The sequence below is a fragment of the Gracilibacillus xinjiangensis genome (assembly GCF_042651765.1).
In the GTDB taxonomy this organism is placed as follows: domain Bacteria; phylum Bacillota; class Bacilli; order Bacillales; family Amphibacillaceae; genus Gracilibacillus; species Gracilibacillus xinjiangensis.
The window spans coordinates 284,264-307,201 of the sequence record NZ_JBHSDT010000001.1 but is presented as its reverse complement, the minus strand read 5'-3'; the positions used below and the strand labels follow the sequence as shown (position 1 = coordinate 307,201).

The following is a 22,938-nucleotide window of genomic DNA, read 5'->3' as shown; positions in this document are numbered from 1 at the left end:
TTTTAATTGGATCGTCTGCCGAGTCGATCCTTAATTTGCTCTAGTGAACGATGTTTGTTTGTGCTAATTATATGGCTCATGAGCTTAGTGGATTATTTTAGAAAAAGTTTAGAAATTCTTTAAGGATATAACAGATTCATTCGCTATGCTTTGAAGGAGTTCAGAAAAAGTATTAGCAGGGGGATGAAGAGATTGAACCGAAAAATGGAGAAGTATGCCAAAAGGATTTATCAGTTTCGTTGGGGAATTATTAGTGCCTGGACAATTTTCGTCATAATTAGTGTCTTTTTTGCCATGCAGCTTGGTGATTTACTGACTGGCGGTGGATGGGGGGATCCGGAAGCAGACTCCACGAAGGCTTATCAGCTGATGATCGATCAGGTGGATGGCCGTGAAGCATCTTCTTTAACGTTGGTATTAACCCATGATAAACACGAAGCAGGCTCTGATGAGTACACAGAAATGTTAGAGAGTGTCACTCAATTATTGGAAAAAGAAGAAACCATTGATCAAGTAGATACATGGCAAGATGTATCTTCCTCTCTGCAAGATCAGTTTTTGGGAGAAGATCTGCACACAAGTATTGGTTTTATCGGGATGAATATTGATGAGGGATATGCACAAAAGGTATTGCCAGCAATACAAGATCGCTTAACAGAACTTGTGGAACCGTATGGATTTGAAGCATTTATTCTAGGTGCACCCGCTTTTTGGGGAGAGACAACAAAGCTTAGTCAGGAAGGTTTGGAGGCAGCCCATTTATATGCCATTCCTATCATTTTGCTTGTATTATTATTTGTATTTCGTTCCATCGTCTCTTCTCTAATGCCGTTAGTATTAGCTGGTTACTCAATCGCGTCATCATTAGGTCTGCTTTACTTTTTTGCTGAGAGAACAGAGCTGTCTGTTTTTATCCTGGATGCTGCTTTAATGTTAGGGATAGGTGTAGGGATTGATTTCTCCTTAATTTTTGTGAAACGTTTTAAAGAGGAAATAGATAAGAAAAAGGGCGCAGAAGGAGTTATCGAGGCGCTTGCGATAACACTTCAGCATGCCGGTCATGCCATTCTTTTTTCCAGTATCACGATTGTCGGTTCCATGTCAGCTATTCTTTTTACTGATATTGCGGCAGTTCGATCGATTGCATTAGGCGTGATAACAGTTGTTTTCTTCTTAATGTTAGCAACACTTTCCCTTCTGCCTGCATTATTATCTGTTGTTGGTTATTCTATCAATGCTCTAAAGGTACCGTTTCTTAAAAAGGAAACCAATCGTGGCAATAAAGGAGTTTGGTATCGACTATCACATAAAGTTATGAGACGTCCTGTTATTTATTTATTGGGAGCAGGCCTGTTTTTAGCTGTTATAGCATTACCGGCAGCAGAAATAGAAGTATCTACACCGGATTCAAGGATGCTTCCAGGAGAAACACCAATTCGCCAAGGGGTTGAGCAGTTGCAAGAATCATTCGGTGTAGGCCATGCATCCCCTATACAAATTGTTCTCCAATCAGAAGAGGAATCTCTTGTCTCAGAAGAGCATCTCCTTTACATGGAAGACATAGTAGAACAGCTGGAATCAATGAAGGATGTGGTGGAAGTAGCATCGATTCTTTCTTATTTTCCTGATATGGATCATCAAACGATTAGTCAACAATTATCTTACCAGAGAGCGGAATTTCCTGCTGATTTTTCCAGAATGACTGATCGATATTTAAGTGATAACTTGAAAGTCGCGGTCGTTGATGTGATAACAAACGATTACTCGTCAAGTGGAACAAATAGAGAGATGGTTATCAAGATAAGAGAATGGATAAATGAGAGCGATATTCCTCTTCAACTATATGTTGGAGGCGAAACGGCAGAGGGAATGGATACATCCTCATCGCTTAATAGTATACTGATGACAGTATTGATTTTCACCCTTCTACTAATTTTCATTATATTAATGTTAACTTTTAAAAGTATTCTCTTACCAATTAAAGCGATTTTATTGAATATCTTATCATTGGGGGCGACCTATGGTGTACTTGTTGCAGTCTTTCAATGGGGATGGGGTTCTGATCTATTAGGATTTGGTGACTTTGGTTTTCTGCAAAGCTTTATCCCGATCCTGCTATTAGGCTTATTATTTAGTCTTAGCACAGATTATGAAGTTTTCCTCTTAACACGTATAAAAGAGGAATATGAGAGTGGAAAGTCGAATGAAGAGAGTGTGTCTTTTGGCTTAGAGCATACAGCCCCATTAATATCTGGAGCTGCTCTAATAATGATTGTTGTTTTCGGATCATTTGCTTTTGCTGGTGTCCTGCCGATGCAGCAGCTTGGCTTTGGTATGGCAGTAGCAATAGCTATAGACGCAACCGTTGTCCGTCTCATTCTGGTTCCAGCGACAATGAAGTTACTAGGTGATTGGAATTGGTGGTTCCCTGGTAAAACAAGCAGGGAAGATGTAAATGTCCGAGTAAAGAACGAGGTTTCATAACAAATAGTAAACTAGCACTCTTTTACGAAAAAAGAGTGCTGGTTTTCAAGCATATTGAAATTAATTGAGGGGGGTAGCCATGTCCATACGAGTGAAATTATTACTTTCTTATCTCATTATGATTATATTGCCTCTTGGCTTAGTCGTATCGTTTTTGCATTTGTTGTTTCATTTATTTGTTGGTAATCTTGAAGAGATGAAGGATTATTATAATGTAGAAGAGCCGTTTGTTGAGGAATTACTAACAGAAGATCTACTTATCTATACGAACCTGCAAAGCTATGTGAAGGAAAATCCGGAAGCATTTCGTAACCCTGGTATTTTAAAACAGTATGAGCAGCAGCTGTCTAAGCGGAAAGCAGTACTATTAGTCAGGGAGGATGAGGGTTTTATTTATCAGTCGGAGAAATTAGAGGAGGATCTGCTGTCAACTCTCTCCCAGCAGACTAATTCCACTGGCAGTGCTCAAGGATACCTATCAACCAATGAAGCGACATGGCTGTATACATCAACCGACTTTTTCTTTGATGATGGAAACAAAGGTACCTATTTTCTTTTGCTCGATATCGGACTAATCGATTCATTTATACGAGTTGTTGTACCAACATTAATCATTACTTTTATATTGGCCTTTTTAGTTACCAGTGGAATATTAACCTATGTTGTCTCAAAACATATTATTGATCCATTGAAGGAATTAAAAGAAGCTGCCAATAGGATGAAAGAGGGAGAACTTGAGCCTGCAATAATAATAAAAAGAAAAGACGAGATTGGAGAATTAAGTGATGCTCTGGAAGAAATGCGAGTAAGATTAATCGATTCGGTTGAAAAACAGTTGAAGTATGAAAAAAATCGAAGAGAATTAATTAACAATATTTCGCATGATCTGAAAACACCGATTACATCGATCAAGGGATATGTGGAAGGTATAATGGATGGTGTTGCCAATGATAGGGAAAAACTGGAGAAGTATTGCCGAACCATTCATGTGAAAGCAACCCATATGGACCATTTGATAGATGAATTATTCCTTTTTTCAAAATTGGATATGAACAGTGTGGCATTTTTCTTTGAGAAGGTGGATATACAGGAATTCTTAGAAAATATGATAGAGGAAATGAAATTAGACTTTGAAAAACAGAAGATTGAGGTCACACTGGATAATAAACTAACTGGAGAACCTTTTATTAAAGCAGACAGGGAAAAGTTAGAGCGGGTTATTCGAAATATTCTGGCTAATAGTATCAAGTTTTTTGACAAAGAGAAAAAGCAGCTATCCTTATCGTTGGAGAAAAGTGACCCATTCATCTTACTGATAATAAAAGATAATGGCCAGGGAATAAAAAAAGAGAATCTGGCACATGTGCTGGACCGTTTTTACAAAGGTGATTCATCGAGGAATACGGAAAATGGAGGCAGTGGGATAGGATTAGCTATTGCCAAACAAATTGTCGAAGCACATGGAGGAACTATTTCAATTGAAAGTACGTATGGGGAAGGAACGACTATTTATCTATCTTTAAAACAATGGAAGTAGGAGGGGGGCAAATTGTCCAAAATATTAATTATTGAAGATGAAATAAGTATTGCAGAGTTACAGCGAGATTATTTGGAAATAAACGGTTTCGAAGTTGATATGGAGCATGAAGGGAAAAAAGGATTATCCAAAGCACTGCAAGGTGATTATGATTTAATTATTCTCGATTTAATGCTTCCAGATATGAATGGGTTTGATATTTGTAAAGAAATACGGAAAGTAATCGATATTCCTGTTTTTATGGTCACAGCTAGGACAGAAGAAATAGATATTATTCGCGGACTTGGATTAGGAGCAAATGACTATCTGAAGAAACCTTTTAGTATGAGTGAGTTTGTAGCACGTGTAAAAGCACATTTAGATCGTTATTATGCAATGAAAAAGAACGATAAGACAGAAAAAGACCGACTGCAAATAAGAGAATTAGTTATCGATAGAAGCTCCCGAATGGTGTATGTGAACGAACAGGCTATTCCATTTCGTGTGAAGGAGTTTGACTTACTCTCATACATGGCTTCCTATCCTGGCCGTACATTTACAAAGGATGAATTATTTGAAACAATCTGGGGAATGGACTCCATTAGTGATAATGCAACTGTTACGGTACATATCGGCAAAATTAGAGATAAGCTTGCACGATTTTCCGCTAATGCGGACTATATTGAGACAGTATGGGGGATAGGTTATCGTTTTAATGCGTAATGGTCGTATTATTTCCTGTAGCAAAGAAAAAAAGAGGCTAACTATATAAAGTCAATAGTTTTAGCAGCAAAAATGAATATTTTCTTTTGTTATAAGTTGGAGCCATGACAAATGGAGCAAAATAGGGGAATCAGGTGAATGCCCACTTTGACTACACTTTTTGCTGGATAAAATGCAACATTCTTTCAGTTAAGATTTCCTTTTATATGGAAGAATGTATATGATGGTCTTAGCGATAATATAGCTAAATTATATTTGAGAGGGAAGGATGTGACTACGAAAAAGGAGATATGCCGAATTTTATAGCAAATATTGTTGCACTATAAAAAGGAGGGCAATCAAGAATGGAATTTAAAATGGGGAACGTTGCTATTGTTCTACCCCCTTTACACGTTACAATTATCGCAATAATAATTATTATCTTTTTAGTAAGGTGGAGTAAGCAATTAGAAACTGGTCGCTTTAAAATTTTCTTTTATTTTCTGATTAGCGCGTATGTTGCTCCAATTTATTCTGCGCTACAGAAGAGGGTGTCTTTGAGTTATGGTTTCCTTTGGGATTTGTAGCAGTTTCCTTTTACTTGTTTCGTAATAAAACAAACCATCCATCTAAAATAAAAGCGAGTATTTTGGGACTCTGCTTAGCATTATATCAGTTAGTTTATATATATATTGAGTAGTATTTGGTATATTAACTGGTGCTTTACTAAACAAAGAAGTAGCCTGAAGAGCCTGAATTATGCAAGTTTTTATACATTACTTGTTTTATAGGCTCTTTTTATAATTTAAAAAGTTACTGTAGTGATGAATTTTATTAATCGCAATGGGATCGCAACAATTTAAACTGAATTTCTAATTAATTGGGTCATTTAGTTGAACAAGAACTATGCCTTTTTACTTGACGGTCACATCATCCTAATTTCCTGTCCTCGTATATGGAGTAAGTTCTTCATTTAATCCAGCAAGTTTTAGTAATCTTTCTATTCTTCTCTCACCAACTTGAAGAAAGAGGAAGGACCAAAATGATAGATATATTTGAATATAAGTCGTGAATATATTTCCAGATAGTATGTTTTTTTAGAATCAATATCTAGCTTAATATCAACGAAAATTGGAAAAGGGAAAAATGAGATGTTTACTAAACGAGAATCTGAAATAATAAATTTGATAGTTAATATGTCGGATGATAAGATTGCAGACAAACTATATATTACACAAAGTACTCTTTGTCTGCCGGTTTACCTAGTCTCCAATGTACTCTATCTTTTTCAGATGAATCAAATGATGAAAAACTCCATAAGTAGGTCTAAAAGCTTCTGCCTAAAGAGTCTATAGGTATGATGAGTATAATTTAAGAGTGATTTTGTTATATTACAAAAGTATTAAATAGCAGTAATTTGGTTTATTTGATCTGAAAAACGAGAATACAATTAATGTGACATGAAAAAGGTTTATATAAGTAGGGAAACATGTCAAAGAAAAAACTATGAAAAAGTGGGCAGCTATTTTGTAAAGTTTTAAAATAATCCACGTAAGTGTTTGAACTTACAAAGAAGTTGCTTAGGCTTAGACGTTAAAGTCTCCTAGGATACTAGAAGAAGCTAAATAAAAGGAGGATAAATATGGCTGAAAACAATAAAAAACAAGACTCTAATGAGCAAAAATTAAAGAAGAATGATCCCAATCGCGATATTGATCCACAGCGTGAAGTAGAAGGTTCGAATAAGAAAGAAAGTGAAAAGAATCCTGACGATTTCAACTAGAAGTGGAATGGAACATTCAGTCTAAAAGGGGGAAGGAAACTAGAATGCAATTTTTTTGATTCTAGTTTTGCCCTCTAAACCATTATACATATCATAGTGTTAGATGGACGTATCGAGAACCTTCTGATTCCGTGAGATCCTAAAATGCCATCCGAAAAATAATTTCCAACCTTATCAGGGATTGAACATTATGATCATCGCGTTATCACAAATAGTTCAATTAGTTTAAAAAAGGACGTTTTCGTATAATTAACGGAAACATCCTTTTTACTTTCATTGAGAGGTGTTAGGGAACATGGTATCGGCATTACGCTCTTATACATGTATAGAGATGCTTTCAAAGAACCATCGTTTCAAGCGCTTTACGAATTTGCCTTTCACGATCTTTTCGAAGATCTTTGATTTAATAATACAACTGACTTTGAAGAATCAATTTTTTTCGTTATTAGCTGCATACCAGCGAGCTTGTTAAACGCACAGGCTACTAAGTAGTATCTACTTAAGCTTTTATACACTTGTTGCCCCGGAAAACTTAAAAATATATAATAAAATAAGTATAACACCGAGGGGGAGTACTATGCGCAAAGCGGAGCAGTTAAAACAAATCGTTGCAAAAGAAGCGGTAAACTATGTCAAAGATGGTATGAAACTAGGGCTAGGCTCAGGATCAACCATGTACTTTTTTATGAAAGAGCTAGGGGAACGTGTTAACAACGGTTTAAAAATTGTTGGCATACCAACATCAAATAAAACAGCAGAATGGGCAAGAGACTTTCATGTACCGTTAACGGATTTCTCCAAAACACAAGAATTAGATTTAGCGATTGATGGTGCAGATGAAGTTGATCCCAATTTACAATTGATTAAAGGCGGCGGTGGAGCATTACTTCGGGAAAAGGTTGTTGCTGCCTCTGCCAAAGAGTTTTTAGTTATTGTGGATGAATCAAAGATTGTCGAACACCTTGGGAAGTTTCCGTTACCGGTTGAAATTGTCCCATTTGGATGGGAAGTAACTGCAAATAAAATAGCAGCGTTAGGATGTGAACCAGAACGCAGAATCGTTAATGACAATGTTTATATCACAGATAATGGAAACTATATATTAGATTGTAAGTTTGACAAAATCACTGAACCGGAAAAATTAAACAACGAATTACAATCTTTAGTTGGTGTTGTTGATAACGGTTTATTTGTTAATATGACGAGCAAAGTGTTAATAAGTAATCCAGAACAGGTGAAGGTTATGGATAAGGAAAGCTGATTGCAAAAAACGGACAACCCGACAAAAAATAAAAATTAGAGGCTTTCCAAAAGATTTTATGAAGGCCTCTTTTTTAAAAAGAGATCAATCCGTAGTCAATTTATTTGTTGCATTATTTATGATTCGTATGACAAACAATTAGTTGTCTGTGTTTTATTATTTACCTCTTAACAAATAGATTAAAACCTAAACCCCATGCCTTTCTAATTTATAGTTAGGATGTAACTTATTTATCGTCTTGGCCTTTAATCACAAGGGATATGTTGTTGTTATTTATTAGAGAGTCAATATCAGTTAGGTTCTGTTTATTTTCTTTGTTGAAAACTTCATTAATCTTTATATTAGCTTTTTCAGTATCAGTTTTTTTGTTTCCCATCGTATTTACCTCCTTTATATTTTCACTAATAATCTTACCTACTATCTGAGTTTTATGACTTGATTTTTAAAAATCCTCTCAAAGACCAATTAATTTCTATTTTATTTCCGTTTCTAATTGTCCACACGTACCTTTTAAATTCTTCCAAAATGTAGTGAGCAGACAACCTATGCTATACTAGAAAGAAAATAGGGTGGATCAGGTATATGCAAAAAAGGCTATCAGATAGTGTAGCAGACGATATAATGTCAATGATTGCTATAGAGAAAAGGTTTTATCCAGGTGATAAGCTCCCGAACGAAAATGAGTTATCGGAAGAGCTGAATATCAGCAGGACAACACTTCGTGAAGCGATTCGGATATTAGTCACAAATGGCGTTTTAGAGATTAGACGAGGAAAAGGGACATATGTTAGAGAAGATATGGATATTAACGGCAAGGAATCTTTAGGTTTTCTGGCTGATGCTAAAATAAATGCGAGAGATTTATATGAAATGCGATTGATCTTTGAACCAGAAGCTGCTTATTATGCTACAATCCGTGCGAGTGATGCCGAGTTAAAACGCATTTTAGATTATGGAATGCGGATAGAACAAAAAATTAGACACAATGAGGACAGGACAGAAGTTGAACAAAAATTTCATCAATCCATTGTAAAGGCAACCCATAATGAGTTTATGGAAAAGCTTATGCCAGTTATTTACCAGGCTATTGATAAAGGAGTCATCTTATCAAAGAAGAAAGAACTAGCAATTAAAGATACGCTCAATGATCATAACATGATTATGGAATTTATGAAGAATCGTAACCCTGAAGGTGCAAAAAGTGCAATGAAAATTCATATTTTGCATGCAATGAAAGAGTTAGGAATCGAATAATAGTTAATGATACGACATCCCGTTTAGCGCCAGGATGTCTTTTTTTTTGTACATTGGGAGAAAAAAAGACAAGGTGAACGGTTAGAATGTACAGGGTATAAAGAATCTAATAAAATCGACCTTAATCCAAATTTTTCCAGTCATACAACGATATTGACAGCAGACAACATACATTATAAAATACATTAAACAAAAAATAAAAATTTGGGGATGTGTGTGCAGATGAGAAGAAGTGACACGATTAAAATTGGGGTAGATCGTGCTCCACACCGTAGCCTTTTGTATGCTACAGGAAAAGTAAAAGCAAAAGATTTAGGAAAACCATTTATCGGTATTTGTAACTCGTATATTGATATTATTCCTGGTCATGTACATTTACAAGAATTTGCGAAAGTGGTAAAAGAAGCAATCATTGAAGCTGGCGGTATTCCATTTGAATTCAATACAATTGGTGTGGATGATGGTATTGCGATGGGACATATTGGGATGCGCTATTCCCTGCCAAGTCGTGAATTAATCGCTGACAGTGCTGAAACTGTTATTAATGCCCATTGGTTTGACGGTGTATTTTATATTCCAAATTGTGACAAAATTACACCTGGTATGTTGATGGCTGCAGCTCGTACAAACGTACCTTCTGTCTTCGTTTCGGGAGGGCCTATGGAGGCTGGTATGAGCTCCAGCGGAAAACAGCTTTCGTTAACATCTGTTTTTGAGGGTGTTGGGGCCTATAAATCAGGTAAGATGACAGAAGAAGAATTTAATGATATTGAAAATAATGCTTGTCCAACTTGTGGATCTTGTTCTGGGATGTTCACAGCAAACTCTATGAACTGTTTAATGGAAATGTTAGGGGTAGCATTACCTGGAAATGGATCTATCGTTGCCACTAGCGATAAGCGTAAAGAATTGATTCGTGAAGCGGCGAAACATTTAATTCGTATGGTTGAAGAAGATGTAAAACCTCGTGATATCATTACAAAAGAGGCGATTGATGATGCATTCGCACTTGATATGGCGATGGGTGGATCTACGAATACGGTTCTTCACACACTGGCAGTTGCAAATGAAGCTGGTATAGATTATAACCTTGCTGATGTTAATGAAATTGCAGCACGTGTTCCATATCTTGCGAAGATTATGCCTGCATCTGATTTCTCCATGGACGATATTAATAAAGCTGGTGGAATAAGTGCCATTATTAATGAGTTGACGAAAATCCCTAATGCCATCCATCCAGACCGTTTAACCATAACAGGTAAGACAATGGGTGAACTTGTTAGTGGGTATGAGATTACAAATGAACAAGTTATTCGAACAAAAGACAATCCATACAGTCCTGTCGGAGGCTTGTCCATACTATATGGAAATATTGCTCCGGAGGGTGCAGTAATAAAGGTCGGAGCAGTTGACCCTTCCATTAAAGAGTTTGAAGGAGAAGCTATTGTTTTTGAATCTCAAGAGGAAGCTCAAGAAGCAATCGATAATGGTGTTGTAAAAGAAGGACATGTTGTCATCATTCGTTATGAAGGACCTAAAGGTGGTCCAGGTATGCCGGAAATGTTAGCACCTACTTCCGCTATTATGGGCCGTGGGTTAGGAAAAACGGTTGCCCTTTTAACTGATGGGCGTTTCTCAGGAGCATCACGTGGTATTTCTATCGGACATATTTCACCTGAAGCTGCAGAAGGTGGCCCGATTGCTTTGATTGAAAATGGGGATATTATTGTGATCGATTTACCAAAAAGAACACTAAATGTAAAAGTATCAGATGAAGTTTTAGAGGAACGCAGAAAATCTTTAAAACCTTTTGAGCCTAAAATTAAAAATGGCTGGTTAGGAAGATATTCAAAACTTGTAACAAATGCTTCAAATGGCGGTGTTATGAGCATATAATTGGTTTATCAATTCGGTAAGATTGATAGTTGTGTTTTTACTGGGTAAAAACGTTTGGATTTTAATATCCAAACGTTTTTTAATTTGCTTTTCAAAATCTTACTTAATGACAGGTCTTGTTTGTCAGCGCTTGAACCCAAATCTTCTTAAAATCTAGACACTAATAATAGGTTTCCGCATAAAATACCTGTAAAAAAAGGTGGTTTTTTATGTATTACATTACTGACTATTACCCCTATAACCACAGTCAAATGCTAAATTATCAGTATTTTCCCTCATATTATTTACAACATAGGCAATATCCTCAGGTGGATATTAACATGTTTCAGCAATCGGCAGCAGCTTTTCAAAAAATAGCTCGTGAGTCCATTACAATACTTGAAAAGTTTACGGAACCCGAATTTTCCCAAAGCTTGATGACAGCAGCTCAAGCGGGAAATCAAAAGGAAGTTGACCGTTTAATCAAATCAATAGGTACATCCACGCCAGTAGAAGTAAAGTATACTCCAACAGGACTTTTATTAACAATTTATGCCGATGCTCAAGGTACACAATGTTGTACCTTATCAATGTTTCTTAGATGGGGGAACTAAAGATTAACTTGTAATTGAAAGAGTGTTTAATACATTTACAGGGCTCTCGTTAAGTTACTAAACTTATTGAGAGTTCTTTTTTGAAATTGGGAAGAAGATAAAACAGGTTGCGACAGATATAAAGTAAAGACATACTATTTAAATTATCATCATTATATTTCCTTCCTTAAATTTATAATGCCAGTTACGACCAACCTTGCCATCTATTCTATTTAATAATTTTAAATAAACCAATATATAAAGCCATAAATAACGTGAATGCCACCACTTCCAATGACAAAATATACCACGGATAAGGGCCTAAGAAATCAATTGGGCTAGTATTGCTAGGCTTTCCAGCTAAAAACATATAATTAGAACCAATTATCTTATTTATAATAAATACAACGCCTGCCATTATATTAAGAGCAGTAAATGATCTAATCACAGACCCAAAAGTCGGTTTAAACTCTTCGATCCAGACCATGTAAAAACACGAGAGTACAATAGCAATATGGGCAAGAAAAAATTGAAAAAAGCGCATATGGGGAAACCCGAAAAATAGTTCAGGTGTGAGAATTGCTATAAAGGCTCCTGTCATACTTACAAAAAAAGAAATCTCGAATATTTTATAATTCCGTGTAAGTAACATAATTGTACATAAGTATAGGGAGATGGAACACAATTGGAAAGGTAAATTGAACAGTATATTCCATCGGTCATTAATCAGATACCATAAATGAAATGTTGCCTCACCTACCATAAGTAGGATAACTAAAGAATATTTAATTGTTCGCTTATTTCCCTTCAGGAATTTCCTGAAAATATACATACATGCTATTAGTCCCACAGTAATGAGCACCATACAAATATGGGTCAGAGAAAACAATTGAAATGGATAGTCTGCTTGGTTGAAACTAAAAATCCCTTCCATTTTCTCCCCTCCTTACTTTTTCTTTGATTATACAAGAGATTCTCAAACTGTACTACCAAGATTAAGTCATAATTTTTATTGTAAAAGCCACATTTTCCACTCTTTCCTCATACAATGCTTTTAGAGGTGATGAAAAGTGTCCAGAGTTAAACATACAAGCAGTGACATTGATTTAATGGCAAGAATGATGAGGGCAGAAGCGGAAGGTGAAGGACAACTTGGAATGCTAATGGTTGGGAATGTCATTGTTAATCGAGTAAGAGCAAATTGTGGAGATTTTGTAGGTTTAAGAACAATACCTCAAGTAATTTATCAAGTACAAGGCGGAAATTACTCGTTTGAAGCAGTACAAAAGGGGAATGTCTTTTATCAAAGGGCACGAGACCAAGAGAGGAGATTGGCTGAACGTACGGTTAAATTTTGGAGAGAACATCCATCTAAGTATGCGCTATGGTATTTTAATCCATATGATGTTTGCCCTCCAACATGGTATGATCAACCATTTGCGGGTCAATACAAACAGCATTGTTACTACGAACCGCAAGCAAATACTTGTGAAGGTGCATATACTTGATAGAGAACCCCACAATTTTGTGGGGTTTTTTGAGATAATCCCCCATAAAATATAAGTCGTTTAAATGAACAGTAATGGGACGGTACACAATAAAATCGGTAGAGGAAGCATGGCCATCCCTAACGGTGTCAAAGGTTTTGTGAAATAATCTGCAGGATTTTTTGCAGATGTAAACATCCAATCCGCAATTCGCCGTGATAATGACCTTTTCATGGTTATTTCAGGTACTTCGACGTTAAACTGATCCATCTTCTGCTTTAATTTATCTGGGATACCGTTCTTCTTCATTATCATCAACCTCCAATAGGTTTTTAAGTTTTTTTAATGACGTATGCAATCTGGATTTTACTGTACCAATAGGAATTTGCAAAATTTCAGCGATCTCTTGCTGCGGTAAATCATGATAATAAGAAAAAATAATTACAGATCTTTGTTCAGGTGGTAATTTCTTTATAGCAGTACGAATAGAGATCTTATCTTCGAGGCTAATCGAGTCACCTTGGTCTTTTTTATATAAAAATGGTAATAATTTTACAAATCTATCCTGTCTTTTTAGTTTCGTCATCGTTAATTGATAAGCAATTCTGAATAAAAATGTGCGAATATGAGACTTTGAGGGATCAAACTTATCTGCATATTTATCAAACTTAATAAAGGTGTCCTGTACAATATCACTGCTTAACATTTCATCTTGGGTGTAACGGTAGATAAATTGGTAAATTTGCTTATGATAGATAGTGAATAGCTCATCTACCTGTATTTTCTCACTTGAATTCATCTGACCACCGCTCTTTAACTCCTTTAAATACATACGCTAAACGCCAAGTAAACCAGCCAAATGAGAGCATGGAAAATATAACCGTTTGGTGAAGGAAGAATTGTACCCAGCTATCATTAATGGTCTTTTCCATAAATAAACAGACTGTAAGCCCAAGAATACAAATAAACGTATATGCAGCACAAATGATGGTGACATAATCCCATCTCGTCCAGTAAAAATAAACATTTGATTTTTTGAAGTTAATTTTCCCGTGTTGATCTTTCACCACTTTTTTATTCAATGTAGCAATGATCATCGCAAAGATATTACCTAACACCACCGCAACAACTAATCCAATTAACCAACCTAATTGCATTTTATCATCTCCTTTATTACTTATACCATTAATGGTGAGGAAAGGTTCACGTTTAATTTTAAAAAATGATTAGAATAGTACAACAGGCTGATTTCACTTACTTAAATATTACTATATCTAATCCCTGAGATGAAATAATGATAGGATGAATGACCTGTTTTACATCCCCTTGCTTGTTTAATAAAAGGATCCTGTTATGATGAAGATAGATAAATGGAAATGAAAGGAAGGCGGAATAGTGTATAGAAGATTATTTTTATTTTATTTTTGTATTGTATTTTTTCTTATGGCTTGTAGTGACAATACGGAACCATCAACAATAGCAGAAGAGGCGACAGAAAATGAACAAGGAGATGAACAAAAAGAAATAGAAGAAAGCCCCAATGATCAAGATAACAAAAAAATGGCAGCAGATCATATAGCTGAGGACCCTGTAGGAGACGTGATCTCTCCTAATATAACTATATCAGGAAAAATGACATTAAAAGAAGATATCATTGAGGTAGATGCAGAATCTAATTTGCCTGAAGGTGTTCAAGTAAGGGTTAAATCTTTTTTAAACCCTTATGGAGGAAATGTAGTAAGTGAAATTTTAGAAAATGAAACAATAGAAGTTGGACAGAGTGGGGTTATCAAGGGATCTATCCCTTTTGATTCAGCTTTATATGAATCTAACTTAAATGACCCGGTTCGTTTACAACTAACTTACAGTCATTCTCGTATAAGCTCAATGCATGAGAGAGCTGATGAGATTAATTCGATTTATGGAGAAGACGGTAAAAATTTTGAAGGTCCGTTTGTAGTAGAAGAGTATAAAGCTGGAAGGGATAAACCAACCTTTATTATTCAGGCAGATGCAATAGGTCCAATTCGAGTTGGAGAAGAATTTATATTAGAAGAGAAGATCGTTGGAGATCCGCCAGATGATTATGGTGAACCCGATGTGTGGGTAGAGGCAGAGATAGTAGACACTGATCATCGCTATGTGTATGTAAAAGGGTCTACCAACTTAATGGATGGTTTAATATTGCATGGAAATATACACAGTGATGCAGATTCTAATCATGGACAGAATATTTATACATATAAAGCTGAGGTACAGAAGGATGGAACATTTATGATGCCTATTGAATACAAGTCATTGACAGACGAAGGGTTTATCGAGATATACTCAATGGCCAGCTTAACTCATCGCAGAAGCAGGGTAATTTTAGATGCATATGGAGAAGAATTTGAACATTTAAAGGGGGACATAGTGGAAAAACGTTATGAAGGCAAGGCGGAACAAATGATTAAATTAACGATTCCATTGAATCCGGAGTATGAGGATGCTCCAGATAATATGGATGTGACAAAAGATGGGGATGAAATGAAGCTCATAATGCCTGACGATATTTTGTTTGAATTTGGGGAAAGTGATATCAGGAATGAAGGTAAGAGCTCAATCCAGGCTGTAGCTAAATGGCTTGAAGATAAAGAATATACAGGAATGATCAAAATATACGGACATACAGATAATGTTGGTGACGATAACATAAATCAACCACTCTCGGAAGAACGAGCCGAAAATGTTTTTCGTACACTGAAGTCTTTTGTGAATGATCCTTCACTTTACCAGTTTGAGGTGAAAGGGTTCGGAGAATATGAACCGATTTCCACAAATGAAACTGATGAAGGCAGGCAGCGGAATCGCCGGGTGGAGATATTATTGTCAGGCGATATGGATACAGATTAAGAATATTGATACACAAGCTTGCTATAAAAAAACTCCTAATTGCAGATTTGCTCATTCTTCTGCTTTTAGGAGTTTCTCTATTATTTATCTAACTCTTCGGCCTCTGGATCTGTTTCCCCTTCCAATCCCTCATCTGGTGGATCAAAGAGACCAGGTTCTGCATATTTGTTATTACTAACACGAATTTCTACAGTATATTCCATTGGTACGAATGAATTGAATTGCCCCATAACAACGGTAGATCACCAGTTTCTTCCGTTTTATTTTTTTTCGTTGGTAATATGGATCGGTTTCAATTTGTTCATTATTCAAGGACGTTTTGACAGAGCGGTTGTAGAAACTGCTACTAGTAAATGAAAAATCCGAATGATTTATGGAAAATCATTCGGATTTTACTGTGGACTAAATACCTTTGTCCTTGCATCTTTACTTGTTATTGATTTTCTAATTTGTAAAAATTAAATTTATGCTAGGTCTTTTAGCAGAATTGCTCTTATTCTTATATTTTAATATTGGTTTGAGGTTCTGTATCTATTCCCAGGAGTGAAATCTCTCTTTAACATAAATTTATGGAAGAAGTATTCACCTACTGCCATAACTATAGCTGAAAGAATAGCTGCTCCTGCCATAGTACCTGCTGAAATGTCTGTCAATGCCATTCCAAGAAGCCAGATTACTAAGAATGCCATTCCCAAGTCTGCCATTGTTGCTGTCATATTCGATGTTTTAGGCAGAATATAGAGATCTCCTAGCAAGTAAGATAGGACACCAAGAACTAATGTAATTAACACCACATTTCCGAAACTCATTTCGAATCCAAGACCTAAAATCAAGTAAAGTACAACTAGTGTCATCAGAGCTTTTATTGCCAGTGCCTTAACATGTTCCATCATGAATCTCCTCCTTTAATATTTTTTTATTGTTACTATTTCTGTAACTAGTAATGCTATTCCCAGATTTACAAGATTAAAACATCATCCTTTGGGTTATGTTTGTTTTCTATTCAAACAGGCTATCTAACATATAAGTAAAATTTATATTGTTTAGTAATAATTTTGGAACCCCATTCAATGAGATATTCGAAAAAATTTGTTAGAACATGTAGAAAGGAGCTAGGTATGTATAAAGAGATACTCCATACAACAGACCATCGTGACAAGCAGTTACCTGGTGGCCCGTGGTTAATGAGTCAGAGATGGGACCATTTACTGTTCATACATTTGCCTGTATCAAAAGAGGTGATGAAAAAACATATACCAGACGGTTTAGAATTAGACACGTATGAAGGAACAGCATGGATTACGATCCTTCCATTCAAATTAAGCAAAATGCATTTTAGAAAAATACCGCCAATTCCTTTTCTTAATACATTCCTCGAGCTGAATGTAAGAACATATGTTAAACGAAACGATACAAAGGGAATTTATTTCTTCAGTTTGGATGCAGATAAATTTCCAGCTGTTCTAGGAGCACGAGCAGCTACATTACCATATGTTTATGCCAAGATGGACATGAAACAAAAAGGAAATACATTTTATTATTATTGTAGAAGAAAAAGGTCATCAAAAGCTTTCAAAGGGAGCTATCGTCCAATCTCAGAACCATATTATCCGGAAAGGAACAGTCTGAGTCACTGGCTTTTGGAAAGATATTTCCTGTGGTCCAAACGAAATGATTCTTTATATAGTGTAGGTATTCATCATAGGCCATGGAAAGTTCAGGATGTAGAGGTAGAAATAGAAGAAGAAAGTATACTTCCAGATTTTGCTAAAGATACCATCATTGGAAAACCTGTCTTTCATTACGCCTATTCCAGACGTGTTTTGTTCTGGCCAATAAAGAAGGTGGATTGAGATAATCATTCTTTTCGTTTTTGTTTTCACTTCCCGTAAAAAAAGCGCACAAAAGTGCGCTTTTTATTAATTTTGGGCATTAAGGATAGGGTGAAATAAATTGATGCTAACCTTTTGTACTAAAATGCTTTCCTGCTATAAATGCGGACTGAAACCATCCATGATAACAAATAGAGCAACCCAACTGATAATATAATTATTAAGTACAATTGTGAATTATCTAATGACAACACTGTTTGTACTAAATTTCTTATTCTGTCATTCAAGTCGACTATAAAAGTGTTAGCAATAACCATATAAATGACAAAGACAACACCTGAAGTCATTAATAAATATTTACTTTTGAATTGATAAGAAAATGGAAATGCAAATGAGATAAACAATAGAACAATACCAATTGTGAGCAATATTTGGTCCAACTGTATAAAATCTCTATATCTGATCCAATGTCCAATAGAAATGGTGATGAGCACTAGACTAACAAAAACAAATGCACCAATATATTTGGAACTAACGATTTCCTTTCGTGTATATGGCAGGGCGTTTAATAAGATATGAGAGGAAGTATTTTCATCTTTTGCAAAGGCATCCATAATGATAGCGATACAAAATACAATACTTATCCAGGTAGAGGAAGTACCGATAAATAAATAGATAGCTAAAGCTGGTAATAAAATGAATAATCCGTTTTTTTGAAGGAAAATATCTTTTATAACAAGGTTTACCATATTGTCTCCGTTCCTTTCTTTGTATATAGCATAATATCTTCAAGTGTGGGTCTTTCGAGAATGACAGTATCACCAAAGACAGTTTCTGTACGCTGTTTATTCGTTGTTAATGCTTCAAAACCATGATTAGATCTTCGTATTGAGACAAATTCTTGTTCTGTATCCCGATCTAATAAATCCGTATCCCCTTTAACAATCGCGTATTCTTCCTCAATTTTATACTGCTCTTTCGTAAAGACATGGTGTCCATTATGAATAAAGGTAATGTAATCCGCTATCCGGTCCAAATCTGTTGTAATATGTGTCGAGAAGAAGATGGTTCTATCACCATTTTGCATGAGATCATGAAGAACTTCTAATAATTCTCTGCGAAAAATTGGATCAAGCCCCGATGTTGGCTCATCCATAATGATTAATTCAGCATTGTGAGATAATGCGAATGTTAAAGAAGCCTTCATCATCATGCCTTTTGAAAAATTCTTTAGCTTTTTCTTTAAAGATAGCCCAAACATGTCTACATATTGATTGAAGATAGTGTCATTCCAATTATGGTAGGCAGGTTTTATTAATCGTTTCATTTCATTCAGTGTTAGATGCTCATAAAATATATTGTTATCAAACACGAATCCGATTCGCTGCTTGATTTCTTTCTCATTCTGTTTGTAATCTAAGCCAAAAACAGAAATTGTGCCACTATCCGGTTGTAATAAATTCAGGATCATCTTAATTGTCGTGGATTTACCTGCGCCATTTCCTCCTATAAATCCTGTTATGAAACCTTTTTTTACAGATAGAGATAAATCCTTTATCTGAAAACCTTTAAAAGTCTTATTTACATTATGCAGTTCAAGGACATCTTCCATTATGTATCCTCCTTATATAACATGGAGAGCAGTTCTCTCAGTTCCGGTAATTTTATCCCGATTTCTTTACTGTTTTGGATCACAGCCGTTAATTGTTCCTCAATTACTTGCATTTTCCGCTCCCGTATCATCTCATTACTTTGTTCTGTGACGAACGAACCTTTTCCAACAATGGAAAAAATAAATCCATTCTTTTCAAGCTCTTCATATGCTCTTTTTGTTGTAATAATACTAATATTTAACTCCTTTGCTAATTGCCTCATTGATGGCAAAGCCTGGCCGGCCTGCAATTCATTGCTCAATATATGCTTTTTTATCTGGACATAAATCTGCTCATAAATAGGCTCTTTCGAATTATTGGAAATGATGATGTGCATGCAAATACCTCTTTTTTAATATTGTATATATACTCTATATACAATATACACAAATATAGAATGATATGCAATAATAATTTGCCTTAAAAATGAACTCATGAGGGGGTGCTGCTTCTTATCCTGGTTTTATGGTTATATTATTTTTATTGGTGCGAAATGGAAATTGACTGAAAAATAGGTAAAGGCACTTACTCATAAGGGATTAGATACATAAGGTATCAGAGAAAGAAGATAATTCATTCAATTATGGGAGGTGAATTGGGTGAGCGACAGTAATTTTAAAGAAACATCGGAGAAAATTATCGATATGCTTGTTGGAACAACTCTGAAACGTCACAATGTTCAATTAGATAGTCAAAAGCTTAGTGAAGAAGACAGGGAACAGTTAAAAAATCTTGTAGATGAATTAAAAAAGAGTGTGCAATCTTTGCAATCGAAACAAGAAAATAATGAAAAGTAATTACTTTCTTAAAAATAAATATTTGTTTATATCCTTAGTTAAGTAGCCTTTGCAATAAGATTATACCGACATATATTAATTATATAAAATGACAAGGAGTGTTACTATGACAGAAATGAAGTACGTTAATGGAAGACCTGTTTACTATACAGGCAGAAATAGTAAGCAAACGAAAAGGTGGAATGCATTGGACACTAGTATGTGCCATCCATTCGATCAAAGTGATGATACTCAAGAGGCAAATCAAGAAATCAAAACTGTACAGGAATCTTTTGAGTCGATAATTATTAAAGATTCATGTGATGTGGAAGTCACTACAACGGATACGCAGGCTGCACTAAATGTACAGGTTGGACTCCAAGCTGCTATAGCTTTGGTCATTAGTATTTCCATTGCGGACAGTGATAAGGCGGAAAGAATTACCCAAGATCTCCATGAAAAGATTAAGTCTAGTCAAGTGAATAAACAACAAACTTATGTAGAAAATTCTAGAGGGGTAAAAATCACAACAACTGACACTGATATTGCAGTAAACGCACAAGTGTTATTACAAGTATTACTCGCATTGGTTGCCCGCCTGGACATTTTATAAGTATCTCAAATCTTTTATCTCTAATAATTTGTTTATCTCCTATAAGGAGGTCTCCACTTAGCGGAGGCCTCCTTATTTTGGAAGATGCAACTGGATAATTAGGTGGGTAAAATATTTACATATATTTTCTTAATTAGTAAAAAAAGAGTATGATTTTGTTAATAAACGTGAGTAACCGTCTGGAAAATATCACATAGGGTATTTCGTGAATCAGGAAATACCAGGAATTATAGCTACCGTAATGGAAGGGAACGGACGATGGGGAAAACAGACCCATGAAGTTTAATTAAATTAGCGGATAGTTTTGCTCATAACGCGGGTTACAGTAATAAGGCGGTCTAAGTCCAATTTTCGGTCCGTAGAATGGCTTCTTATTATGATCATATATAATGGTGTCTTTTCCGAAGGATTCATTCATCAATAAATAGTGTACTTTTGGATTATAGTAATATTCCATAATTATCACCTCCACTTATTAAAATATGCGCCAATGTGAAATTCGAGCCAGTATCTATTTTAAATGGGACAAACACGGCGGATGCCTATTAAACATAAAGTAATCCATACAAAAGAGTGGAGGAGGGTATTTAACAATGTCTGAAAAAAGACTAAATCCTGATTATTATCCAATGTATCCTAATTACGGGGAAATAACGCGATATGAAGAGGTTGCCTTGACGGTTCCGGAGCAACGTCAATATAGACAGCCTGGAGTAGAGAAACTAATGGTACCGGCGCCGATTGTTGAAAATCCTAACTATATAGGGAGTGGGAAGCTAGAGGGGAAAGTTGCCCTTATTACAGGTGGTGATAGTGGTATAGGTGCAGCAGCTGCGATTGCCTTTGCTAAGGAAGGAGCCAATGTAGCGATTGCCTACTTAGATGAACATGAGGATGCCAATCGTACGAAAGCCAGAATTGAAGAAATAGGGAAAGGTTGTTTACTGTTGCCAGGGGATTTGCGAGTAAAACAGCAGTGTCAGGCTATTGTGGAAAGCACTGTCAAAAAGTTTGGGCAACTCGATATACTCTGCAATCATGTAGGAATCCAATTCCAACAATTAGATTTGCAAGATATTACTGACGAACAGTTTGATGATACGTTTAAAGTGAATATATATTCCCATTTCTATACAACAAGGAAAGCGCTAGAATATTTAAGTGCGGGAAGTTCGATCATAAATACCTCTTCTGTAGTTACGTTTGAAGGGAACGAACAATTAATCGATTATACGGCTACAAAAGGAGCAAATATCGGTTTTACACGGGCCCTTGCGAGGAACCTGGTCAAAAAAGGAATCAGAGTAAATGCCGTTGCACCTGGGAAGTTTTGGACACCATTAATCCCATCAAGCTTTTCCCCTGACCAAGTTAGTCTTGCGCTTAATCCGATGAACCGTGATGGTCAACCATTTGAGCTTGCCCCAACCTTTGTATATCTTGCTTCAGATGACTCCCGTTTTGTAACAGGACAAACCTTGCATGTGAATGGTGGGCAGGTTTTTGGGTGAAGTAATATCTCCGTTTGGAATAGCTCAGTAGAGAACAGTCTTTACTGTGCTAATTTCCAATGGGAGTTTTAAATCCCTGTTCAGTTATATAATTATTAATTATCATCGCTAAAGGAGATTTCTAATGGAATTTTTAGCATGACTTTTTCTACATATCACTGGTTTTGTTATATTTGTTGCCTTTATCTTGTTGGATTAATGAATCAATGGAACTAGCTGAACTGGTAAGAAATCAAGAAAAGGACAGACAGAGATGAAAGTGGAGGGGAAAACTGTATTTAATGATCTTTTTGGAAGAATTACTTATTATGCTGTACTTGAGGAGGCTGCCTTGACGAAAGTTACCATTAAGAAATAGCTGAAATCTCCAAAGCGGAATTTGAAAAGCTAAATATTGGTGACAAAATAAAAGGAAATGCTATTGGAGCTTTTTCGAAGGGGTTATACTCGTTTATCCAATCTTTTACCTCATTATTCAACTATTACGTATTCCGCAGCGGGATTTGAATTACCATTGCTTATCCTTTATACTAATAATTAACAATTAAATATAGTTTCTACTAGGGGAGCATGTAAATGCTGAGAGATGAAAGGTCGACCCTTTGAACCTGATCTAGTTAACACTAGCGTAGGGAAGTGGAGTGGCAAATAATTATGGATGTAACAATAAATCTGTAGTTTAAATGCTATACCCATCTCCTTAACTG

At 35.7% G+C, this 22,938-nt stretch carries 26 protein-coding genes and 1 riboswitch; of the genes, 15 read left to right on the top strand and 11 right to left on the bottom strand.

Annotated features, from left to right (window positions below):
* The first annotated feature begins 192 nt into the window (after positions 1 to 192).
* The 6 genes from ACFOY7_RS01440 (at position 193) to rpiA (ending at position 7,746) form a co-directional block, all read left to right on the top strand.
* A complete protein-coding gene (locus ACFOY7_RS01440; protein WP_390248646.1) occupies positions 193 to 2,484 on the top strand; it encodes an MMPL family transporter in 2,292 nt (763 codons plus the stop codon).
* A gap of 79 nt (positions 2,485 to 2,563) precedes the next feature.
* Complete coding sequence (locus ACFOY7_RS01435; protein ID WP_390248644.1) at positions 2,564 to 4,021, top strand: sensor histidine kinase; 1,458 nt, start codon at positions 2,564 to 2,566, stop codon at positions 4,019 to 4,021.
* A 12-nt stretch (positions 4,022 to 4,033) separates the two neighbouring features.
* Positions 4,034 to 4,723 carry a response regulator transcription factor gene (locus ACFOY7_RS01430; protein ID WP_390248642.1) on the top strand — a complete coding sequence of 230 codons (690 nt, stop codon included), beginning with the start codon at positions 4,034 to 4,036 and terminating at the stop codon, positions 4,721 to 4,723.
* A 344-nt stretch (positions 4,724 to 5,067) separates the two neighbouring features.
* On the top strand, positions 5,068 to 5,289 hold the full coding sequence (locus tag ACFOY7_RS01425; protein WP_390248640.1) for a hypothetical protein: 222 nt from the start codon (positions 5,068 to 5,070) through the stop codon (positions 5,287 to 5,289).
* 1,055 nt (positions 5,290 to 6,344) lie between these two features.
* Positions 6,345 to 6,485 carry a hypothetical protein gene (locus ACFOY7_RS01420; RefSeq protein WP_390248638.1) on the top strand — a complete coding sequence of 47 codons (141 nt, stop codon included), beginning with the start codon at positions 6,345 to 6,347 and terminating at the stop codon, positions 6,483 to 6,485.
* 577 nt (positions 6,486 to 7,062) lie between these two features.
* Complete coding sequence (gene rpiA / locus ACFOY7_RS01415) at positions 7,063 to 7,746, top strand: ribose-5-phosphate isomerase RpiA (protein ID WP_390248637.1); 684 nt, start codon at positions 7,063 to 7,065, stop codon at positions 7,744 to 7,746.
* 226 nt (positions 7,747 to 7,972) lie between these two features.
* Here the strand turns inward: rpiA and ACFOY7_RS01410 are convergent, their stop codons facing one another.
* Complete coding sequence (locus ACFOY7_RS01410) at positions 7,973 to 8,122, bottom strand: hypothetical protein (protein ID WP_390248635.1); 150 nt, start codon at positions 8,120 to 8,122, stop codon at positions 7,973 to 7,975.
* A 206-nt stretch (positions 8,123 to 8,328) separates the two neighbouring features.
* Between ACFOY7_RS01410 and ACFOY7_RS01405 the strand changes: the two genes are divergently transcribed.
* The 3 genes from ACFOY7_RS01405 (at position 8,329) to ACFOY7_RS01395 (ending at position 11,489) form a co-directional block, all read left to right on the top strand.
* Positions 8,329 to 9,000: a FadR/GntR family transcriptional regulator gene (locus tag ACFOY7_RS01405; protein WP_390248633.1), complete on the top strand. Its 672-nt coding sequence runs from the start codon at positions 8,329 to 8,331 to the stop codon at positions 8,998 to 9,000.
* 222 nt (positions 9,001 to 9,222) lie between these two features.
* Positions 9,223 to 10,896, top strand: a complete 1,674-nt coding sequence (gene ilvD / locus ACFOY7_RS01400) for a dihydroxy-acid dehydratase (RefSeq protein WP_390248631.1) — start codon at positions 9,223 to 9,225, stop codon at positions 10,894 to 10,896.
* A gap of 320 nt (positions 10,897 to 11,216) precedes the next feature.
* Positions 11,217 to 11,489 (top strand): YuzC family spore coat inner layer protein, encoded by a 273-nt coding sequence (locus ACFOY7_RS01395; RefSeq protein WP_390248629.1) that lies wholly within the window; start codon positions 11,217 to 11,219, stop codon positions 11,487 to 11,489.
* A 208-nt stretch (positions 11,490 to 11,697) separates the two neighbouring features.
* On the opposite strand, the gene ACFOY7_RS01390 is transcribed toward ACFOY7_RS01395, so the two are convergent.
* A complete protein-coding gene (locus ACFOY7_RS01390) occupies positions 11,698 to 12,402 on the bottom strand; it encodes a YwaF family protein (RefSeq protein WP_390248627.1) in 705 nt (234 codons plus the stop codon).
* Positions 12,403 to 12,538: 136 nt separating this feature from the next.
* Here ACFOY7_RS01390 and ACFOY7_RS01385 point away from each other — a divergent pair, with 136 nt between their 5' ends.
* Entirely contained in the window at positions 12,539 to 12,976 is a 438-nt protein-coding gene (locus ACFOY7_RS01385) for a cell wall hydrolase (protein ID WP_390248625.1), read from the top strand.
* A gap of 60 nt (positions 12,977 to 13,036) precedes the next feature.
* On the opposite strand, the gene ACFOY7_RS01380 is transcribed toward ACFOY7_RS01385, so the two are convergent.
* The 3 genes from ACFOY7_RS01380 to ACFOY7_RS01370 are packed head-to-tail and all read right to left on the bottom strand — an operon-like array spanning position 13,037 to position 14,112.
* A complete protein-coding gene (locus ACFOY7_RS01380) occupies positions 13,037 to 13,264 on the bottom strand; it encodes a hypothetical protein (RefSeq protein ID WP_390248623.1) in 228 nt (75 codons plus the stop codon).
* Positions 13,239 to 13,754, bottom strand: coding sequence for an RNA polymerase sigma factor (locus ACFOY7_RS01375; protein WP_390248621.1), 516 nt, complete (start codon positions 13,752 to 13,754; stop codon positions 13,239 to 13,241). Before ACFOY7_RS01375 ends, ACFOY7_RS01380 begins: the two co-directional genes overlap by 26 nt.
* A complete protein-coding gene (locus tag ACFOY7_RS01370; RefSeq protein WP_390248619.1) occupies positions 13,741 to 14,112 on the bottom strand; it encodes a hypothetical protein in 372 nt (123 codons plus the stop codon). The genes ACFOY7_RS01375 and ACFOY7_RS01370 overlap by 14 nt, the downstream gene beginning before the upstream one ends.
* A gap of 238 nt (positions 14,113 to 14,350) precedes the next feature.
* On the opposite strand from ACFOY7_RS01370, the gene ACFOY7_RS01365 reads away from it, so the two are divergent.
* Positions 14,351 to 15,847, top strand: coding sequence for an OmpA family protein (locus ACFOY7_RS01365; RefSeq protein WP_390248617.1), 1,497 nt, complete (start codon positions 14,351 to 14,353; stop codon positions 15,845 to 15,847).
* Between the two features lie 80 nt (positions 15,848 to 15,927).
* On the opposite strand, the gene ACFOY7_RS01360 is transcribed toward ACFOY7_RS01365, so the two are convergent.
* Positions 15,928 to 16,077 (bottom strand): hypothetical protein, encoded by a 150-nt coding sequence (locus tag ACFOY7_RS01360; protein ID WP_390248615.1) that lies wholly within the window; start codon positions 16,075 to 16,077, stop codon positions 15,928 to 15,930.
* A 276-nt stretch (positions 16,078 to 16,353) separates the two neighbouring features.
* Positions 16,354 to 16,737, bottom strand: coding sequence for a YndM family protein (locus ACFOY7_RS01355; RefSeq protein WP_390248613.1), 384 nt, complete (start codon positions 16,735 to 16,737; stop codon positions 16,354 to 16,356).
* A 228-nt stretch (positions 16,738 to 16,965) separates the two neighbouring features.
* On the opposite strand from ACFOY7_RS01355, the gene ACFOY7_RS01350 reads away from it, so the two are divergent.
* Complete coding sequence (locus tag ACFOY7_RS01350; RefSeq protein WP_390248611.1) at positions 16,966 to 17,700, top strand: YqjF family protein; 735 nt, start codon at positions 16,966 to 16,968, stop codon at positions 17,698 to 17,700.
* Positions 17,701 to 17,819: 119 nt separating this feature from the next.
* Here ACFOY7_RS01350 and ACFOY7_RS01345 read toward each other — a convergent pair whose 3' ends face one another.
* The 3 genes from ACFOY7_RS01345 to ACFOY7_RS01335 are packed head-to-tail and all read right to left on the bottom strand — an operon-like array spanning position 17,820 to position 19,668.
* Positions 17,820 to 18,428 (bottom strand): ABC-2 transporter permease, encoded by a 609-nt coding sequence (locus tag ACFOY7_RS01345; RefSeq protein WP_390248609.1) that lies wholly within the window; start codon positions 18,426 to 18,428, stop codon positions 17,820 to 17,822.
* Positions 18,422 to 19,291 carry an ABC transporter ATP-binding protein gene (locus ACFOY7_RS01340; protein WP_390248607.1) on the bottom strand — a complete coding sequence of 290 codons (870 nt, stop codon included), beginning with the start codon at positions 19,289 to 19,291 and terminating at the stop codon, positions 18,422 to 18,424. The genes ACFOY7_RS01345 and ACFOY7_RS01340 overlap by 7 nt, the downstream gene beginning before the upstream one ends.
* Positions 19,291 to 19,668 (bottom strand): GntR family transcriptional regulator, encoded by a 378-nt coding sequence (locus ACFOY7_RS01335; protein ID WP_390248605.1) that lies wholly within the window; start codon positions 19,666 to 19,668, stop codon positions 19,291 to 19,293. The genes ACFOY7_RS01340 and ACFOY7_RS01335 overlap by 1 nt, the downstream gene beginning before the upstream one ends.
* Before the next feature lie 262 nt (positions 19,669 to 19,930).
* Between ACFOY7_RS01335 and ACFOY7_RS01330 the strand changes: the two genes are divergently transcribed.
* Positions 19,931 to 20,128 carry a hypothetical protein gene (locus tag ACFOY7_RS01330; protein ID WP_390248603.1) on the top strand — a complete coding sequence of 66 codons (198 nt, stop codon included), beginning with the start codon at positions 19,931 to 19,933 and terminating at the stop codon, positions 20,126 to 20,128.
* 115 nt (positions 20,129 to 20,243) lie between these two features.
* Entirely contained in the window at positions 20,244 to 20,720 is a 477-nt protein-coding gene (locus ACFOY7_RS01325) for a spore coat protein (protein ID WP_390248730.1), read from the top strand.
* 286 nt (positions 20,721 to 21,006) lie between these two features.
* Here the strand turns inward: ACFOY7_RS01325 and ACFOY7_RS01320 are convergent, their stop codons facing one another.
* On the bottom strand, positions 21,007 to 21,177 hold the full coding sequence (locus tag ACFOY7_RS01320) for a hypothetical protein (protein ID WP_390248601.1): 171 nt from the start codon (positions 21,175 to 21,177) through the stop codon (positions 21,007 to 21,009).
* A 136-nt stretch (positions 21,178 to 21,313) separates the two neighbouring features.
* Between ACFOY7_RS01320 and ACFOY7_RS01315 the strand changes: the two genes are divergently transcribed.
* Positions 21,314 to 22,231 carry an SDR family oxidoreductase gene (locus tag ACFOY7_RS01315; protein ID WP_390248599.1) on the top strand — a complete coding sequence of 306 codons (918 nt, stop codon included), beginning with the start codon at positions 21,314 to 21,316 and terminating at the stop codon, positions 22,229 to 22,231.
* A 552-nt stretch (positions 22,232 to 22,783) separates the two neighbouring features.
* Positions 22,784 to 22,883, top strand: a riboswitch (TPP riboswitch).
* Positions 22,884 to 22,938 lie beyond the last annotated feature (55 nt).

Bases quoted from the DNA above. Each gene is read 5' to 3' on its own strand.
- ACFOY7_RS01435 (WP_390248644.1), top strand. From the start codon at position 2,564: ATGTCCATACGAGTGAAATTATTACTTTCTTATCTCATTATGATTATA.
- ACFOY7_RS01425 (WP_390248640.1), top strand. From the start codon at position 5,068: ATGGAATTTAAAATGGGGAACGTTGCTATTGTTCTACCCCCTTTACAC.
- ACFOY7_RS01420 (WP_390248638.1), top strand. From the start codon at position 6,345: ATGGCTGAAAACAATAAAAAACAAGACTCTAATGAGCAAAAATTAAAG.
- rpiA (WP_390248637.1), top strand. From the start codon at position 7,063: ATGCGCAAAGCGGAGCAGTTAAAACAAATCGTTGCAAAAGAAGCGGTA.
- ACFOY7_RS01410 (WP_390248635.1), bottom strand. From the start codon at position 8,122: ATGGGAAACAAAAAAACTGATACTGAAAAAGCTAATATAAAGATTAAT.
- ACFOY7_RS01405 (WP_390248633.1), top strand. From the start codon at position 8,329: ATGCAAAAAAGGCTATCAGATAGTGTAGCAGACGATATAATGTCAATG.
- ilvD (WP_390248631.1), top strand. From the start codon at position 9,223: ATGAGAAGAAGTGACACGATTAAAATTGGGGTAGATCGTGCTCCACAC.
- ACFOY7_RS01395 (WP_390248629.1), top strand. From the start codon at position 11,217: ATGTTTCAGCAATCGGCAGCAGCTTTTCAAAAAATAGCTCGTGAGTCC.
- ACFOY7_RS01390 (WP_390248627.1), bottom strand. From the start codon at position 12,402: ATGGAAGGGATTTTTAGTTTCAACCAAGCAGACTATCCATTTCAATTG.
- ACFOY7_RS01380 (WP_390248623.1), bottom strand. From the start codon at position 13,264: ATGAAGAAGAACGGTATCCCAGATAAATTAAAGCAGAAGATGGATCAG.
- ACFOY7_RS01375 (WP_390248621.1), bottom strand. From the start codon at position 13,754: ATGAATTCAAGTGAGAAAATACAGGTAGATGAGCTATTCACTATCTAT.
- ACFOY7_RS01370 (WP_390248619.1), bottom strand. From the start codon at position 14,112: ATGCAATTAGGTTGGTTAATTGGATTAGTTGTTGCGGTGGTGTTAGGT.
- ACFOY7_RS01360 (WP_390248615.1), bottom strand. From the start codon at position 16,077: ATGGGGCAATTCAATTCATTCGTACCAATGGAATATACTGTAGAAATT.
- ACFOY7_RS01355 (WP_390248613.1), bottom strand. From the start codon at position 16,737: ATGGAACATGTTAAGGCACTGGCAATAAAAGCTCTGATGACACTAGTT.
- ACFOY7_RS01350 (WP_390248611.1), top strand. From the start codon at position 16,966: ATGTATAAAGAGATACTCCATACAACAGACCATCGTGACAAGCAGTTA.
- ACFOY7_RS01345 (WP_390248609.1), bottom strand. From the start codon at position 18,428: ATGGTAAACCTTGTTATAAAAGATATTTTCCTTCAAAAAAACGGATTA.
- ACFOY7_RS01340 (WP_390248607.1), bottom strand. From the start codon at position 19,291: ATGGAAGATGTCCTTGAACTGCATAATGTAAATAAGACTTTTAAAGGT.
- ACFOY7_RS01335 (WP_390248605.1), bottom strand. From the start codon at position 19,668: ATGCACATCATCATTTCCAATAATTCGAAAGAGCCTATTTATGAGCAG.
- ACFOY7_RS01325 (WP_390248730.1), top strand. From the start codon at position 20,244: ATGAAGTACGTTAATGGAAGACCTGTTTACTATACAGGCAGAAATAGT.
- ACFOY7_RS01320 (WP_390248601.1), bottom strand. From the start codon at position 21,177: ATGGAATATTACTATAATCCAAAAGTACACTATTTATTGATGAATGAA.
- ACFOY7_RS01315 (WP_390248599.1), top strand. From the start codon at position 21,314: ATGTCTGAAAAAAGACTAAATCCTGATTATTATCCAATGTATCCTAAT.